Raw genomic sequence first — 16,565 nt, forward strand, 5'->3', positions numbered from 1 at the left:
CTGGCAAGGGCCGATCGGCCACTTCCCGAAAATCCTCACGGAGCTTGAAAACGGATGAGACGCGCCAAGATCGTCGCAACACTCGGGCCCGCCACGTCGTCGTATGAGATGGTTCGCGCCATCATCGACGCCGGGGTGGACGTCGCCCGCCTCAACCTGAGCCACGGAGATTACTCCGTGCACGACGCCAACTTCGCCAACGTGCGCAAGGCCGCGGAGGACGCCGGTCGCCCGGTCGCCGCTCTCGTCGACCTGCAGGGCCCGAAGATCCGCCTCGGCAAGTTCGAGAACGGTCCCCACGACCTGCTGCCCGGCGACATCTTCAAGATCACCATCGAAGACATCCTCGGCACCAAAGAGATCGTCGGCACCACGTTCAAGGGCCTGCCCCAGGACGTCCGCCCCGGCGACTTCCTGCTGATCGACGACGGAAAGGTGCGCGTCGAGGTCGTCGAGACCGACGGCACCGTCGTGACCACCAAGGTCATCGTCGGCGGCCCGGTGTCGAACAACAAGGGCATCAACCTCCCCGGCGTGGCCGTGAACGTCCCCGCGCTGAGCGAGAAGGACGAAGCCGACCTGCGCTGGGGCCTGAACGCCGGCGCCGACCTCATCGCCCTCTCGTTCGTCCGGGATGCCAAGGACATCGAGCGCGTGCACGAGATCATGGCCGAAGAGGGGCGCTACGTCCCCGTCATCGCCAAGATCGAGAAGCCGCAGGCGGTCGACAACCTCGAGGAGATCATCGACGCGTTCGACGGCATCATGGTCGCCCGCGGCGACCTCGGCGTGGAGCTTCCGCTCGAGGCCGTGCCGATCGTGCAGAAGCGCGCGGTCGAGCTCGCCCGCCGCATGGCCAAGCCCGTCATCGTCGCGACGCAGATGCTCGAGTCGATGATCACCAACCCCGTCCCCACGCGCGCCGAGACCTCCGACGTCGCCAACGCGGTGCTCGACGGCGCCGACGCGGTCATGCTCTCGGGCGAGACCAGCGTGGGCACGTACCCGGTCGTCGTGGTCGAGACCATGGCCCGCATCGTCGAGTCGACCGAGGAGCACGGTCTCGAGCGCATCGCGCCGCTGACCAACAAGCCCCGCACGCAGGGTGGCGCCATCACCCTCGCCGCCGTCGAGGTCGCCGACTTCGTCGAGGCGAAGTACCTGTGCGTCTTCACCGAGTCGGGCGACTCCGCGCGTCGCATGTCGCGCCTGCGCTCGACCATCCCGATGATCGCCTTCACGCCGGAGCCCGGCATCCGCCGTCGTCTGGCGCTCACCTGGGGCGTGCGCTCGACGCTCGTGGAGCACGTGTCGCACACCGACAAGATGTTCCTGCAGGTCGACGACTACCTGCTCACCCACGACCTGGCCAAGGTCGGTGACAAGGTCGTCGTCATCTCGGGATCCCCTCCCGGAATCGCCGGGTCGACGAACGACCTGCGCGTGCACCGCGTGGGCGATGCCGTGCACGGCGCGGCCCCCGGGTACCAGGAAGTCTGAGCCCTCACGACGCGCGCCGGTGACCCCGGCGCGCGTCGTGTCGCGTTCCCGCCCGGTACATTGGGAACGCAACACCTGCCGGTGTGGCGGAATGGCAGACGCGGGGCACTCAAAATGCTCTGTCGAAAGACGTGTGGGTTCGAGTCCCACCACCGGTACGCCCTATCGCATCCGCGGCTTCCCGTGGGTGCGCGAATCCACGTTCTAGGATGGTCCCGTGACTGATCAAGAAGCCGCCCCCGCCACCGCGCCGACCGCGCCGCGTCGCGTCGTCGTCGCGGAAGACGAGTCGCTGATCCGCCTCGACATCGTCGAGATCCTGCGCGACAACGGCTTCGACGTCGTCGGCGAGGCGGGCGACGGCGAGACCGCCGTGCAGTTGGCCACCGAACTGCGTCCCGACCTCGTGATCATGGACGTCAAGATGCCGCAGCTCGACGGCATCAGCGCCGCCGAGAAGCTGAGCAAGAACCACATCGCGCCCGTCGTGCTGCTGACCGCGTTCAGCCAGAAGGAGCTCGTGGAGCGCGCGAGCGAGGCCGGCGCGCTGGCCTACGTCGTCAAGCCCTTCACCCCGAACGACCTGCTGCCCGCGATCGAGATCGCCCTCGCCCGCTACGAGCAGATCATCACGCTCGAGGCCGAGGTCGCCGACATGGTCGAGCGCTTCGAGACCCGCAAGCTCGTCGACCGGGCCAAGGGCCTGCTCAACGAGAAGATGGGCCTGAGCGAGCCCGAGGCCTTCCGCTGGATCCAGAAGGCGTCGATGGACCGCCGCCTGACCATGCAGGACGTCGCCAAGGCGATCATCGAGCAGTTGGCCCCGAAGAAGGGCTGACCGCAGCACTTTTCGAGATTGGATGCCACTTCGGTGGCATCCATTTCTCGTTGGGGCCGGACCCGTGGCTGAGCGCGTCGAAGCCACCGGCACCCGCGCGACGAGCGTCAGGCCGCGGGAGCGTCCTTGATCATGTTCGTGATGCGGATCGTCGAGCACCGGCGCCCCTGCTCGTCGCTCACGGCGATCTCGTGGACCGTCAGCGAGCGCCCCAGGTGCACCGGGGTGCACACGCCCGTGACGATCCCCGAGGTGGCCGAGCGCGTGTGCGTGGCGTTGATGTCGATGCCGACGGCGAGCTTGCCCGGCCCGGCGTAGAGGTTGGCGGCCATCGACCCGAGCGACTCGCCGAGTACGACGTACGCGCCCCCGTGGAGCAGTCCCACCGGCTGGGTGTTGCCCTCGACGGGCATCGTCGCGACGCTGCGCTCGACCGAGAACTCGACCCACTCGATGCCCATCTTCTCGGCGAGGGCGCCCATTCCGCGCTCGCGCGCCCAGTCGAGTCCGGTGCGGGTGTCGGGGGTGGGGGAGCTGCTCATCGTCGCCTTCGTCGTGCCGTGCGGGCGGCCGTGTTCGGGCCGAGCCGGGGGAGTGTCCGTGGTTCTCGTTACGCTGGGGGAGTGACGGATGCCGAAAAGCCTACTCTCCTCGTCGTCGACGGCCACTCGCTGGCCTACCGGGCGTTCTACGCCCTGCCGGTCGACAATTTCTCGACGAAGGACGGCCAGCACACCAACGGCATCTACGGCTTCCTGTCGATGTTCGTCAACCTCGTCAAGGCCGAGAAGCCGACGCACCTCGCGGTCGCGTTCGACACGTCGCGGCAGTCGTTCCGCACGCGCGAGTACACGGAGTACAAGGCCAACCGCAGCGAGTCGCCCGCCGAGTTCAAGGGGCAGATCCCCCTGCTGCAGGAGTGCCTCGCCGCCATGGGCGTGCCGGTGCTGAAGAAAGAGGACTTCGAGGCCGACGACATCCTGGCCACGCTCGCCACGCAGGGGGAGCAGCAGGGCTACACGGTGCTGGTGTGCTCGGGCGACCGCGACACGATCCAGCTCGTCACCGACGACGTCACGCTGCTGTATCCGAACGTGCAGGGGGTCTCGCAGCTCAAGCGCTACGACACGGACGCCGTGATCGAGAAGTACGGCCTGCCGCCGGCGCAGTATCCCGAGATCGCCGCCCTGGTCGGTGAGACGAGCGACAACCTCCCCGGCGTGCCCAAGGTCGGCGAGAAGACCGCGGTCAAGTGGCTGACGCAGTGGGGATCGCTCGAGGCGCTGCTCGAGAACGCCGACAAGGTCACCGGGGTGGTGGGCAACAACCTGCGCGAGCACCTCGACGATGTCCGGCGCAACCGGGCGCTGAACCGGCTGCTGCGCGACGTCGAGCTGCCGGTCGGTCCGGGCGACCTCGCGGTCCAGCCGCTCGACGCCCAGGCCGTGCGCGACATCTTCGCGCGCCTGGAGTTCCGCACGCTCCTGCCGCGTGTGTTCGACGCCCTGGGCGGCGAGGGCGGGATTGTCGAGGAATCGAAGCCCACCGCCACGGCCCCGGCTCCCACGCGTCTCGACGCCGACGCCCTCGCGGCCTGGGCCGAGGCGGCCACGGGCGAGATCGGCGTGACCGTCGGTCTCGAGGGCGCGACCCCCACCGCGATCGGACTCGCCTCGGCCGACGAGGCCGTCGAGGCCACCTGGTCGCCGGCCGTGCGCGACGCGATCGCCGGGTGGATGGCATCCGATGCTCCGAAGGTGTTCGCCGACGCCAAGCCCCAGATCAAGGCCCTGGCCCGCGAGGACGTCCCGGTGGGCGGCGTCGCCTTCGACGTCATCCTCGCCGGGTGGCTGGTGCGCCCGAGCTTCCCCGACAAGACGCTCGCCGACCTCGTTCAGCGCGAGCTCGACGAGAAGCTGCCCGTGGCCGACCCGACGCAGCTCGTCCCCGAGACCGAGGGGGCGACTCCGAGCCAGCTGTCGTGGTTCACCCGCCGCGTGGCCGAGGCGCAGCGGGCGGCGATGCCCGAGAAGGTCGCGAGCGTGCTCGACGACATCGAACTGCCCACTCTCACCGCCCTCGCCGACATGGAGCTCGCCGGCGTCGCGGTGTCGCACGAGAAGCTCTCGAGCTTCTCGACCGAACTCGGCGCGCGGGCCGACGCCCTCGCCCGCGACGCCTACGCGGCCATCGGGCACGAGGTCAACCTCGGTTCGCCGAAGCAGCTGCAGGAGGTGCTGTTCGACGAGCTGCAGCTTCCCAAGACGCGCAAGACGAAGAGCGGATACACCACGGATGCCGCCGCCCTCGCCGATCTGCAAGAGAGCGCGCCGCACCCGTTCCTCGACCTGCTGCTGCGCCACCGCGAGGCGACGAAGCTCAAGCAGATCATCGACGCCCTCGACACCGCGACCGGCGCCGACGGGCGCATCCACACCACGTACGTGCAGACCGGCAGCCAGACCGGTCGCCTGTCGAGCACCGATCCGAACCTGCAGAACATCCCCATCCGCACCGAGGAGAGCCGTCGCATCCGCGCCGCGTTCGAGGTCGGCGAGGGCTACGAGACCCTGCTGACGGCCGACTACTCGCAGATCGAGATGCGTATCATGGCGCACCTCTCGGGCGACCCGGGGCTGATCGAAGCGTTCAACTCCGGCGAAGACCTGCACCGCTTCGTCGGGGCGCGCGTCTTCGGCGTCGAGCCGCAGGACGTCACCCCCGCCATGCGCACCAAGGTCAAGGCGATGTCGTACGGCCTCGTCTACGGACTGTCGGCCTTCGGCCTCTCGAAGCAGCTGCGCATCGAGCAGTCCGAGGCGAAGAAGCTCATGCTCGAGTACTTCGCCCGATTCGGGGCGGTGCGCGACTACCTGCGCGGCTCGGTCGAGCAGGCGCGTCAAGACGGCTACACCGAGACGATCTTCGGTCGTCGGCGTCCCTTCCCCGACCTGACGAGCATGAACCGCGTCCTGCGCGAGAACGCCGAGCGCGCGGCGCTGAACGCCCCGATCCAGGGCAGCGCCGCCGACATCATGAAGGTCGCGCTCTTCCGCATCCGCGACGAGCTCGCCGCCGGCGGCCTGCGCTCGCGCGTGCTGCTGCAAATCCACGACGAACTCGTCGTCGAGGTGGCGGCGGGGGAGTGGGATGCCGTCGAGAAGATCGTGCGCGCGCGCATGGCCGACGCCGCCGACCTGTCGGTGCCGCTCGACGTGCAGATCGGCCGCGGCGGCGACTGGGACGAGGCGGGGCACTGATCCCGGCGCGCCCCGCCTCGACGCGTGCGCCGGCGGGGGCGGGGTGCGCCATCCCCGCGCCTTCCCTAGGCTCGGAACATGACTGACGCACAGCGCACACCCACGCCGATCGACACGATCGCCGACGCGTGGGTGGACACCCTGGCCGAGCACGACCCGACGTTGGCGACCTACATCGGGCGGTTCGAGCACAACGGCCGCTTCGGCGACTACAGCCCCGAGGGCGCCGAGGCCCTCATGTCCGACGCCCGCGCGACCCGCTCGGCGCTCGACGCGGCCGAGCCCGTCGACGCGATCGACACGGTCACGAAGATGGACCTGGTCCGCGAGCTCGACCTGATGCTCGAGCAGCACGAGGCCAAGACCCACCTGCGCGACCTCAACGTCATCGCCTCTCCCGCGCAGGACATCCGCTCGACCTTCGACCTCATGCCCACCGCCACGGTGGACGACTGGTCGACCATCTCGGAGCGCATGAAGGCCCTGCCGGCCGCGATCGACGGCTACGTCGCCACGCTGCGTCGCGGTATCGCCGAGGGCGTGGTGCCGGCTCGCCGTCAGGTGAGCGAGGTCGTGACACAGATCGCGCGGTACACCGCCGACAACGGCTTCTTCGCCGAGTTCGTCGGCGACGCCGCCCCCGAAGAGGGCCAGTTGCCGGCATCCCTCGCCCGCGACCTCTCGACCAACGCCAACGCCGCGCGCGTGGCGTACGACGCTCTCGCGTTGTTCCTCTCGTCGGAGCTCGCGCCGGCCGCGGGAGAGACCGACGCCGTCGGGCGCGAGATGTACGCCCTGCACTCGCGGCGCTTCCTCGGCGCCGAGATCGACCTCGACGAGACGTACGAGTGGGGCGTCGAGGAGCTCGCGCGCATGGTCGCCGAGCAGGAGGCGATCGCGAACGAGATCCTCCCCGGCGCGAGCGTCGAAGAAGCCGTCGCCTTCCTCGAGAAGGACGAGTCGCGCAAGCTCCGCGGCACGCAGGCCCTGCAGGAGTGGATGCAGCGCACGAGCGACAAGGCCGTCGAGGAGCTCGGTCGCACGCACTTCGACATCGCCGAGCCCATCCGCCGCCTCGAGTGCATGATCGCGCCGACCAATGAGGGCGGCATCTACTACACCGGCCCCACCGACGACTTCTCCCGGCCGGGTCGCATGTGGTGGTCGGTGCCCGAGGGCGTCGACTCGTTCGACACGTGGCGCGAACTCACGACGGTGTACCACGAGGGTGTTCCCGGTCACCACCTGCAGATCGCGCAGGCGGTGTACAACCGCGCCGAGCTGAACTCGTGGCGCCGCCTGCTGGCGGGCACGAGCGGCCACGCCGAGGGGTGGGCCCTCTACGCCGAGCGCCTCATGGAGCAGCTGGGCTACCTCGACGATCCCGCCGACCGTCTGGGCATGCTCGACGGACAGCGCATGCGCGCCGCCCGCGTGGTGCTCGACATCGGCGTGCATCTGCAGAAGCCGCGTCTCGACGGCAGCGGCACGTGGGACCACGAGGACGCGCTCGCGTTCATGCTGAAGAACGTCAACATGAGCGAGGAGTTCGTGCGGTTCGAGGTGAACCGTTACCTCGGCTGGCCGGGCCAGGCGCCGTCGTACAAGGTCGGTCAGCGCATCTGGGAGCAGGTGCGCGAGGAGGAGCAGGAGCGTCGCGGCGCCGACTTCTCGATGAAGCAGTTCCACACGCGGGCCCTCGACATCGGCGGCGTCGGTCTCGACACGCTGCGCGCGGCCCTGGCATCCGCCTGATCTCCCCGAGGGGCGTCGCCGCGGCGGCGCCCCTCGTCGATGCGGGGGAATACCCCGGGCTCGCGTAAAGTTCATTCATCCGAATGCAAGGAGACCTCATGGACGTTCGCCCCCTCGAGCTCGGCCTCGACACCTTCGGAGACATCTCGCGCGGCCCCGACGGGTCGCTGCTGAGCGATGCCCAGACCATCCGCAACGTCGTCGATCAAGCGGTGCTCGCCGACGAGGTCGGCCTGTCGTTCTTCGGGGTGGGGGAGCACCACCGCAAGGACTTCGCGGTCACGAGCCCCGAGATCGTGCTGGCCGCGGCCGCCGCCCGCACGAAGGACATCCACCTCGGCACCGCCGTCACCGTGCTCTCCAGTGACGACCCCGTGCGCGTGTACGAGCGGTTCGCGACCCTCGACGCCATCTCGAACGGTCGCGCCGAGGTCATCCTGGGCCGCGGCTCGTTCATCGAGTCGTTCCCCCTCTTCGGCTACGACCTCGCCGACTACGAGCAGCTCTTCGAGGAGAAGCTCGAGCTGTTCTCACTGCTGCTCGACGAGAAGCCCGTCACCTGGTCGGGCCGCACGCGCGCCGCACTGCAGGACGCCGACGTGTACCCGAAGACCGAGAACGGCCTGAAGGCCTGGGTCGGCGTCGGCGGCTCCCCGGAGTCGGTCGTCCGCACGGCGCGCTACGGCTACGGCCTCGTGCTCGCGATCATCGGGGGATCGGCGGCCCGCTTCCGGCCCTACGCCGATCTGTACCGCCGCTCGCTCGCCGAGCTCGGCACGCCGCAGATGCCGATCTCGGTGCACTCGCCCGGGCACATCGCCCCCACCGACGAGCAGGCCTGGGAAGAGGCGTACGAGGGCGTGGCGGAGCTGAACAACACCATCGGACGCGAGCGCGGATGGCCGGAGTACAACCGCCTGCGCTTCCAGCACGACGTCGGACCCGAGGGGTCGATGTACGTCGGCTCGCCCGAGACCGTCGCGCGCAAGATCGCCGCGACCGTGCGGGCGCTCGGCAATTCGCGCTTCCAGATGAAGATCGCGAGCGGGTCGATCTCGCACGACCGGCTGCTGTCGAGCATCGAGCTGTACGGCACGAAGGTGCGCCCCCTCGTCGAGGAGATGCTCGCCGAGACGCCCGCCGCGGTCGACGCCGCCGGCATCCGGTGACCACGACCACCGACACCGTCCGGGTGTCCGAACGCCTCGACGCCCTGCCGTTCACCCGTCGGCACGCCCGGATCCTGGGCGGATCGGGTCTGGGATGGGCCCTGGATGCCATGGACGTGGGGCTCATCTCGTTCGTCATCGCCGCCCTCAGCGTGCAATGGCAGCTGGCGCCGACGCAGGCGTCGTGGATCGCCTCGGCCGGTTTCGCCGGCATGGCGATCGGCGCGAGCCTCGGCGGCCTGCTGGCGGACCGGTTCGGACGGCGGCACGTCTTCGCGCTCACGCTGCTCGTCTACGGCGTCGCGACCGGCGCGAGCGCCCTGGTCGGCGGTCTCGCCGCCCTGCTCGTGCTGCGATTCGTGGTGGGCCTGGGTCTCGGCGCGGAACTGCCCGTGGCGTCGACCTACGTGAGCGAGTTCGCCCCCGCGCGCATGCGCGGTCGGCTGATCGTCTTCCTCGAGGCGTTCTGGGCGGTCGGGTGGACCGCGGCCGCGGTGATCGGGTACCTCGTGGTCCCCGCGTCGGCCGACGGATGGCGCTGGGCGTTCGCCCTCGGCGCGATCCCCGCGGTCTACGCGCTGGTGGTGCGCTGGGGGCTTCCGGAGTCGCCGCGCTGGCTCGCGTCGCGCGGCCGCAACCCCGAGGCGATCGTGATCGTGCGCGATCTGGAGGCCGCGGCCGGTCGAGTCGCTCTCGAGGCGTCGACCGAGGGGGTCGCGGCATCCGCTCCCTCGCCGCGTCCCCGCGTGAGCGCGCTGTGGGCGCCGGCGCTGAGGGCGCGCACGGCCGCCCTGTGGGTGCTGTGGTTCTGCGTGAACTTCTCGTACTACGGGGCCTTCATCTGGATCCCGACGATCCTCGTCGCCCAGGGGTACGACCTCGTGCGCTCGTTCGGTTTCACGCTGATCATCACGCTCGCGCAGCTGCCCGGCTACGCCGTGGCCGCGTGGCTCATCGAGGCGTGGGGGCGGCGCGCGACGCTGGCGACCTTCCTCGCCGGGTCGGCGGTGGCCGCCGTGCTGTTCGGCACCGCGACCGGCGAGGCGGGCGTCATCGCCGCGGGCATGGCACTGTCGTTCTTCAACCTGGGGGCGTGGGGCGCGCTGTACGCCGCGACGCCCGAGACGTACCCCACGGCCCTCCGAGCCACGGGAGCCGGCTGGGCGGCGGGCGTGGGGCGCATCGCCTCGATCCTCGCGCCGTTGGCCGTGCCGCCGCTGCTCGGCGTCGGGGGAGCCCCCCTGCTGTTCGTCGTCTTCGCCGCGTTCTTCGCCGTGGCGGTGGTGGCCGCACTGTTCCTGCGCGAGCAGCGCGGCCGCTCTCTGGCGTAGCCCCTCGCGGGCACGGACCGCATCCTGTGTCCGGGTCAGGGCGTTCGGGGAGCGCGACATCCGCCCCGAACGTCCGGATGCGCCCCGAACCGGTGGGTGCGGCGGGCGACGGTCGGAGCATCGCGCGCGCGTAGGCTCGGGACATGGCATCCGTGCGCTACGTCGCGATCGGCGACTCGTTCACCGAAGGGGTCGGCGACGAACTGCCCGACGGCACCGTACGAGGGTGGGCCGACCTGGCCGCTCAAGGATGGGCGGATGCCGCGGGCGAGCCGATCGAGTACGCGAACCTCGCGATCCGCGGCAAGCTGATCGAACCGATCGTCGCCCAGCAGCTCGAGCCGGCGCTCGCGCTGGGACCGACCCACCTGTCGTTCAACGGGGGCGGCAACGACATGCTGCGCCCGCGCACGGGGATCGACCGCATCGTCGATCTGTTCGAGCACGTCGTGCGCCGCTGCGACGAGGAGGGCGTGCAGCTCATCGTGCTGTCGGGCGCGAACCCATCGGCGGGACTCCCGCTCGGCAAAGTCATCGAGGCCCGCGGGGACCGCCTGTCGCACGCGGTCGAAAAGCGCCTCGCGGCGCGCCCCGACGTCCTCACCGCCTACAACTGGTTCGACCGCGAGCTGGCGGGCGGGGAGTTCTGGTCGGTCGACCGCCTCCACATGAACGCGCGCGGTCACCACCGGGTCGCGGCCCGCGTGATCGAGGCCGTCGGCCTCACCCCGCCGTCGGAGTGGTGGCGCCTCCGCGAGATCCCCGAGACGCAGCGCCTGAAGGGCACCGCCTACTATCGCGAGCACGTCGCCCCCTGGGTGCGCCGCCGTCTGACCGGCACGTCGTCGGGCGACGGACGCCAGCCGAAGTTCGGCGGGGGATGGGTCGAGCTCACGCCGCGCGGCTGAACGCTCAGGGCGCGCGGCAGTCCGCGGTCAGCGAGAAGTGCATCAGCCCGTCGATGCTCGAGCGATCGCGGGCCGACAGGCGGACGACGCCGTTGTACCGCAGGTCCTCCTGCATGGCCCGGTCCTTCGCGTAGCCCTCCGCGGTCCACGCATCGAGGATCGCCGCGTACGAAGCGGCGTTGTCGCCGGTGCGGATGGCGAGGTCGTACGCGGTCGTTCCGTCGCACGGGAGGGTGGATGCCGCCGGTGCCGACACCGGTGCTCCGGCGGCATCCGTGACCGGCCCCGTCGCGGCATCCACAGTCACCTGCACCATTCGGGCCACCTCCGCGCGCGTGTCGCCGGGGAGCGGAACGGGGGCGGGCCCCTCGTCGGCTTGTCGTGCCGCCGGTTCCGCCGTTGGGGTGGGGAGGGGGCCCTGCCCATCCGGCACACCACACGACGCGGATACCGGGTCGGCGACCACCGGAAGGACGAAGGTCGGGCCGGTGAGGCGAGACGATCGCACGCGCAGGTTCTGGCCGTCGCTCTCGACCCGGTAGTCGCCCTCGGCGAACGGGTGCCCGCCATCGCGAGCCGTCCCGCTCGCGACAAGGGTTCCGGTCAGCCCGTCGATCCGGAGCACCCGCACCACGGTCTCGTCCCACGGCCGACGTTCGCTGACGACGTAGCCGCTCCGGCATCCGTCCGCGACGAGGGGCACGACGGTTCCCCCCGTCTTGAAGGCCGCGAGCAGCAGCGCGCCCAGCAGCACCACGCCCGCCGCCAGGCGCAGCGGCACGAAAAGCAGCAGCCACCAGCGCGAAGCCCGGATCGCGCACAGCACGATCAGCAGGAGCAGAGCGGATGCCGGTCCCGTCGCGGCGAGGATCGCGTCAGTATCCCACGATCCGACGACGACCTCGGTCATCCCGTCGCCGCGCGTTCCGACGGTGATCACGATCGTCATCACCGCGAGACACAGGACGAGCAATCCGGTCGCGACGAGGGCGACGGCGGCCCGCGGGCGGCGCTTCACGGCGCGGCGGAGGCCTCGCCCCCGATCGATGGTCATCGCGCCAGCCTCTCAGCGTTCGCTGGATGAGAACCCCACGTTCCTCCCGCGTGGACGGGAGCAGACTGAGCACATGACTCTCGCGATCGTCACCGGCACCTCCAGCGGCATCGGCCTGCACACGGCCATCGGACTCGCACAGACGGGGGTGACGGTCATCGCCACGGTGCGCGACACCGCTCGTGCCGACGCGCTGCGTTCCGCGGCATCCGAGGCGGGGGTGGAGCTCGACATCCGCGCCCTCGAGGTGACGGATGCCGCCGCGGCCGAGGCCCTGATCGAGGCCGTCGGTCCCGTCGACATCCTCGTCAACAACGCCGGGCGGGGCGCCGTCGGCACGCTCGAGCAGATGTCGGACGCCGACCTGCAGGCCCAGCTCGACACCAACTACCTCTCCGTCGCCCGTCTCACGCGCCTCGTCCTCCCCGGGATGCGCGAACGCGGCCACGGGCGCATCGTCACGGTCACCAGCGTCGGGGGAGCGGTCGGCCAGCCGTTCGCCGACGCGTACTGCGGCGCGAAGTTCGCCGTGGAGGGGCTCATGCAGTCCCTGGCCCCGGTCGTCGCGCCCTTCGGCGTCGACGTCGCGATCGTCGAGCCCGCGGCGGTGGCGTCGTCGTTCACCGACTCGGTGCACCGCGCTCCGGCCGGTCCCTATGCCGAGCTGCAGCAGGCCTACCTCGACCGCACGGCCGCGTCGTTCGCGGCGGCGCAGTCGGCGGAGGATGCCGCGAAGACCGTCGTCGAGGCGGCGACCACGTCGCAGCCGAAGTTCCGGTGGCAGACGTCGGAGGCCGCCGTGCGTTTCGCCGGTCTGTCGCTGGGCGATCTGGACGGGTCGCGGGTGATCGGGGTGACGTCGGAGTGGATCCGCTGATCGTGCCCGCGCCCGGAATCACGCGCGTCTGGCTCGACACGTGGGAGTGGGCGTGCTGCGGCGAGCCGTTCGGGGTCGGCGACGAGGTCGATCTGCTGATCGCGACGCGCGCGCCATCGGCGGCGTTCATCGAGGGCGTCGGACCCGAGCTCGCTGCGACGGTCGACGCAATCGAATCCCACCACCAGGAGACGCCGTCGACGCCGGAGGACCGGGTGCGCGGTCGGGTCCGCGCCATCCACGGGGTCGCCCAGGACCACGTCGAAACCCGCCACCTGCGCCGTCCGGGCTTCGGCGCGCCCCCGGATGCCGAGATGCCCGCGGAGGGGGAGGAGTGGCCGTTCAGCGGTCGCGATCTGGGCAACGGGATGCTGATCGGGTCCCGGCCATCGAGGTGGATGATCGAGAGCGTTCCGGTGCCCGGCGCCGTGACCCTCGTGCCGCGGGATCGCGTGCCGAGGAAGGCGACGGGGGAGGAGGGGGAGGAGGCGCCACCCATCGAGGACGCGGAGCCCCCTGCCGAACGTCGGACGACGTCGGTGATCGCGTGGGTGGTCGATGTCGTGCCGGAGAGGTCCGAGGAGGAGGGAGACCTCAGCTCGCAGCGAGAGCCTGACCCGTCGCGACGTCCGGGGCGCGGGGGATGGTTGCACTCACGACGCCCCTGAGGTTGCCTGGAGGCATGGCCCTCGTTCTCTCGACGACCCTGCTCCTGCTCGGCGCCACCGCCTTCCTCGGCTCGGTGCTGGTCGTGACCACGGCGGCACCCGACGAACGGTTCCCGGTGTGGTCGAACCCGACCACGCGCCGCGGAGCGAGTATCGGGTTCCGATTACTCGGCGTCGTGCTCGTGTCCTTCTCGGTCCCGTGGGGGGTGGGCGCCGCCGTCGGCCCGTGGGTGGCCGTACCGCTCGCGGCGGTGTTCGCGCCCAGCGCCGCGGCGATCTTCGTGCACAACCGCGCGGTCGGTCGACGAGAGCGGGTCCGCCTGCCTGTGGCGTGAGCGGACGGAGGCAGCGCATCGCATCGCGCGGCACCGATCGGGAGGATCACGCGTCGCGCCGCAACCCCTGCCGTCGGCACACCTCGTTCGCGACGACCACGCACACGACCGTCGTCAGCGCCGCGATGATCGCGGGGATCACGATGCTCCCGCCATCCGATCGCGCTGCGGTCAGCAACGCCGTCGGCGCCCATCCCGCCGCGCCGACGCTGTTGAGTAGCGGGAGAACGAGCATCACCACCGTCGACATCGCCAGGGCCGACGCCGTGCGTCGCGAACACGTCATCACCAGATGGCCCACGCTCATCGCCATCACGAGGTACAGGCAGGACGCGAAGCCGACCCTGACGACGGTGCCCTGGGCGAGGGGGCCGATGGTCGCGGCCGTCGTCACCGCGGCGAGCAGGAGTCCGACGAGGTAGCTCGCCGACACGCTCAGGCAGACGACCGCGAGGCGGGGGAGCGCGAAAGCGGCGAGCGAACGGACGCGCGTGCGATAGAAGATCGACGAACCCGGACGCGCATCCCATCCGAGAGCGGTGACGGCCGTGGCCACCGCGAAAACGAGCCCGAGTTGCATCGCGCTCTGGGTGAACAGCGCTATCCCGTCCTCGGGCGTGGCCCGCGTTGCGGAGATCGTCAGCTGCTCGGTTCCGGCCGCCGCACGGAGCATGTCGGGGAGGTGAGCGGCCAGGACGGGTCCGGAGAGGCCGAAGAAGGCGAAGACGAGGACCAAGCCGATGAGCAGGCCCGAGCGGGACAGGCGTCGCATCTCGATGCGCGCGGCGACGAGGGCGACGGTCATGCACGGGCCCCGTCGAGCAGGCGGGCGAAAAAGGAGTCGAGGTCGCGACCGCACGGAGCGATCTCGAGGACGGGGACGCCCACCTCGCTCACGACGGGGAGGAGATGAGAAGCGGCATCCGCGAACGTCGCGAACTCGAGGATGAGCTGGTCGCGTGCGACTCGCGTGAGTCTCATACCGGGAGCAGGGGTCAGCCCCTCGCAGACCGACTCTGAGATCGGGGCGTCGAAGCGGACGGCCCACACAGGCTTCCGCCCCGCACGCATGAGCTCCGCCGGAGTTCCCTGCCCCACGACCGTGCCACCGTCGAGGACCACGATGTGGTCGGCGAGCACCTCCACCTCGCTCAACAGGTGGCTGGAGAGCACGACGCATCGCCTCGTCTTCTCGACCTCGACGAGCGCACGGACGTCTGCCCGTCCGACCGGGTCGAGCGCACTGCTCGGTTCGTCGAGGATGAGGATGTCCGGGTCCGTCACCAGCGCCGCGGCGATCCCGAGACGCTGGAGCATTCCGCGGGAGAACGCCGCGATTCTCCGCTGCGCCACAACCGTCAAGCCGCACGCGTCGAGCGCCGCGTCGACGCGCTCCGCTGCGCGGGCGCCGCCCCTGCGCGGAGCGCGTTGCGTCAGCTCCAACGACGCGCGGACCACCTCAGATGCACTCAGCCAGGGCTCGAACTGGGGCACGTCGGGGCAGAAGGCGACTCTCGCGTCCGGTTTCCCGAATCGCACCGAGCCGCTCTGCGGGGAGCTCAAGCCCGCCAAGATGCTGAAGAGCACCGTCTTGCCGGCGCCGTTCGGGCCGATCACCGCGGTCACCGCTCGGTCGGCGGCTTTCATTGAGACCGTGCGCACTCCGCCGCCGCCGTCGTAGGTGAGCGTGAGGTCGTCGACGATCATCGCGCTCATCGGAGGTCCGCGTCTCGCAGTCGTGGGCCGCGACCGCGGCCGAGGACGAGGTAGAGGATCGCGCCGGCGGGGATGAACAGCAGCACGACGATCGCCCAGACGATCTTCGACAGATGCTGCACCGGTCCTCGCGCGATGTCGACGAGCGCCCAGCCGATGAGGATGATGAGCAGGACGAACACCGGCAGGAGGGGGAGGAGCGCGTCTGCGGGGAGGAGGTTCACGACGCGTCACCGGGCTCCGCGGCACGGGGGACATGCTCGTCCGCCTGCGGGAGGAGCACCGTGGTGAGGGTGCGTCGACGACGATCGGGAGTGGGCTCATTGCGGAGGAGCGGCGTCAGCGCCTCCATCAGGGCTCGCCCGAAGGCATCGACCTCGGCGGCGCTGGCCCAGAAGGGGGCTTGCGCGAAGCTCACACGATCGGCGTGCAGGTCGTGATCTCCGGATGCGAGATAGGCGGCGAAATCGCGGATCACCCCGGAGGTGAACACGGTGAAGGCGGTGAGCGTCTCGTCGGGGCTCAGTTCGCTGACGTGGTCGGCGGACGGATTCTCCAGTCCCGGCCTCAGCCGGTACGCCTTCTCACTCGCTCCGCGAACCTGCCGTTCATCGACGACCTCGATGACGTCGTGTGCGACGAGGTGCGCGACGTGGCGATAGAGCGTCGCGATGGGGACGTCGGGCAGCATCTCGTGCAGTCGCCGAGTCGTTCGACTCTCGGCACCGAGGAGAGCCTGCACCACGCGCAATCGCACCGGGTGGAGAAGGGAAGAGGGGTCGCTCATGTCTCGACCGTATCAGTATTGATAGTGATAACGGTAGGGAAGTCACGCGGGGCGGAGTCGATCGCGGGCATCCACCTACGCCGGTCGCCCCCGGAGGCGCACCTCCCGCCGACGACCACCCGGATCATCCGAGGGAAGCGCGGGAAGGCCGAGGGCGAACAACCCGGCATCAACTCGTGGACGGGCGAAGCCGAGCGCCCTGAGGGGAGGTCCGCAATCTTTAACTGACATAATGTGCATTATCGGCTGTCTCTCGATCGCGCGTTTGGTCCGCTGTAGGGGCTGGCCCACGGTGCGTCAGCCTCAGTCGCTTGTCTGAGCGGAGAAGTTTGTCAGTGACGCGACACCTCCTACCGGCGCAGCGCGC

General features: G+C 70.3%; 16 protein-coding genes and 1 tRNA gene. 11 read left to right on the forward strand and 6 right to left on the reverse strand.

Annotated features, from left to right (window positions below):
* Positions 1-54 precede the first annotated feature (54 nt).
* The 3 genes from pyk to FB047_RS02975 all read left to right on the forward strand — a co-directional run bounded on the left by pyk (position 55) and on the right by FB047_RS02975 (position 2,338).
* Positions 55-1,500, forward strand: a complete 1,446-nt coding sequence (gene pyk, locus FB047_RS02965) for a pyruvate kinase (protein ID WP_136585712.1) — start codon at positions 55-57, stop codon at positions 1,498-1,500.
* A 77-nt stretch (positions 1,501-1,577) separates the two neighbouring features.
* Positions 1,578-1,658: transfer RNA gene (locus FB047_RS02970), tRNA-Leu, on the forward strand.
* A 59-nt stretch (positions 1,659-1,717) separates the two neighbouring features.
* Positions 1,718-2,338 (forward strand): ANTAR domain-containing response regulator, encoded by a 621-nt coding sequence (locus tag FB047_RS02975; protein WP_076675473.1) that lies wholly within the window; start codon positions 1,718-1,720, stop codon positions 2,336-2,338.
* Between the two features lie 107 nt (positions 2,339-2,445).
* Here the strand turns inward: FB047_RS02975 and FB047_RS02980 are convergent, their stop codons facing one another.
* A complete protein-coding gene (locus FB047_RS02980; RefSeq protein ID WP_136585713.1) occupies positions 2,446-2,880 on the reverse strand; it encodes a hotdog fold thioesterase in 435 nt (144 codons plus the stop codon).
* 81 nt (positions 2,881-2,961) lie between these two features.
* Between FB047_RS02980 and polA the strand changes: the two genes are divergently transcribed.
* The 5 genes from polA to FB047_RS03005 all read left to right on the forward strand — a co-directional run bounded on the left by polA (position 2,962) and on the right by FB047_RS03005 (position 10,761).
* A complete protein-coding gene (gene polA / locus FB047_RS02985; protein ID WP_136585714.1) occupies positions 2,962-5,598 on the forward strand; it encodes a DNA polymerase I in 2,637 nt (878 codons plus the stop codon).
* A 78-nt stretch (positions 5,599-5,676) separates the two neighbouring features.
* Positions 5,677-7,353 carry a DUF885 domain-containing protein gene (locus tag FB047_RS02990; RefSeq protein WP_136585715.1) on the forward strand — a complete coding sequence of 559 codons (1,677 nt, stop codon included), beginning with the start codon at positions 5,677-5,679 and terminating at the stop codon, positions 7,351-7,353.
* 98 nt (positions 7,354-7,451) lie between these two features.
* The gene (locus tag FB047_RS02995; protein WP_136585716.1) at positions 7,452-8,522 is read left to right on the forward strand and encodes an LLM class flavin-dependent oxidoreductase; all 1,071 of its coding nucleotides are present in this window, start codon (positions 7,452-7,454) and stop codon (positions 8,520-8,522) included.
* Positions 8,519-9,853, forward strand: coding sequence for an MFS transporter (locus FB047_RS03000; protein ID WP_136585717.1), 1,335 nt, complete (start codon positions 8,519-8,521; stop codon positions 9,851-9,853). Before FB047_RS02995 ends, FB047_RS03000 begins: the two co-directional genes overlap by 4 nt.
* Positions 9,854-9,996: 143 nt before the next feature.
* Positions 9,997-10,761: an SGNH/GDSL hydrolase family protein gene (locus tag FB047_RS03005; protein ID WP_205822602.1), complete on the forward strand. Its 765-nt coding sequence runs from the start codon at positions 9,997-9,999 to the stop codon at positions 10,759-10,761.
* Positions 10,762-10,765: 4 nt separating this feature from the next.
* Here FB047_RS03005 and FB047_RS03010 read toward each other — a convergent pair whose 3' ends face one another.
* On the reverse strand, positions 10,766-11,815 hold the full coding sequence (locus FB047_RS03010) for a hypothetical protein (protein WP_136585718.1): 1,050 nt from the start codon (positions 11,813-11,815) through the stop codon (positions 10,766-10,768).
* A gap of 73 nt (positions 11,816-11,888) precedes the next feature.
* Here FB047_RS03010 and FB047_RS03015 point away from each other — a divergent pair, with 73 nt between their 5' ends.
* Genes FB047_RS03015 through FB047_RS03025 form a run of 3 tightly spaced genes read left to right on the forward strand, consistent with a single transcriptional unit; the run spans position 11,889 to position 13,695 of the window.
* Positions 11,889-12,692 (forward strand): SDR family NAD(P)-dependent oxidoreductase, encoded by an 804-nt coding sequence (locus FB047_RS03015; protein ID WP_136585719.1) that lies wholly within the window; start codon positions 11,889-11,891, stop codon positions 12,690-12,692.
* A gap of 2 nt (positions 12,693-12,694) precedes the next feature.
* On the forward strand, positions 12,695-13,360 hold the full coding sequence (locus tag FB047_RS03020) for a DUF6578 domain-containing protein (RefSeq protein WP_167494126.1): 666 nt from the start codon (positions 12,695-12,697) through the stop codon (positions 13,358-13,360).
* A gap of 14 nt (positions 13,361-13,374) precedes the next feature.
* A complete protein-coding gene (locus FB047_RS03025) occupies positions 13,375-13,695 on the forward strand; it encodes a hypothetical protein (RefSeq protein ID WP_136585721.1) in 321 nt (106 codons plus the stop codon).
* A 46-nt stretch (positions 13,696-13,741) separates the two neighbouring features.
* On the opposite strand, the gene FB047_RS03030 is transcribed toward FB047_RS03025, so the two are convergent.
* From FB047_RS03030 to FB047_RS03045, 4 genes are read right to left on the reverse strand one after another with little or no spacing between them, the layout of a single operon-like run.
* A complete protein-coding gene (locus FB047_RS03030; RefSeq protein WP_136585722.1) occupies positions 13,742-14,500 on the reverse strand; it encodes an ABC transporter in 759 nt (252 codons plus the stop codon).
* A complete protein-coding gene (locus FB047_RS03035) occupies positions 14,497-15,411 on the reverse strand; it encodes an ABC transporter ATP-binding protein (protein ID WP_136585723.1) in 915 nt (304 codons plus the stop codon). The genes FB047_RS03030 and FB047_RS03035 overlap by 4 nt, the downstream gene beginning before the upstream one ends.
* On the reverse strand, positions 15,408-15,635 hold the full coding sequence (locus FB047_RS03040) for a PLD nuclease N-terminal domain-containing protein (RefSeq protein WP_136585724.1): 228 nt from the start codon (positions 15,633-15,635) through the stop codon (positions 15,408-15,410). Before FB047_RS03040 ends, FB047_RS03035 begins: the two co-directional genes overlap by 4 nt.
* Positions 15,632-16,198, reverse strand: coding sequence for a helix-turn-helix domain-containing protein (locus FB047_RS03045; RefSeq protein ID WP_136585725.1), 567 nt, complete (start codon positions 16,196-16,198; stop codon positions 15,632-15,634). The genes FB047_RS03040 and FB047_RS03045 overlap by 4 nt, the downstream gene beginning before the upstream one ends.
* Between the last annotated feature and the right edge of the window lie 367 nt (positions 16,199-16,565).

Source organism: Microbacterium hydrothermale, from assembly GCF_004854025.1.
Lineage (GTDB): Bacteria > Actinomycetota > Actinomycetes > Actinomycetales > Microbacteriaceae > Microbacterium > Microbacterium hydrothermale.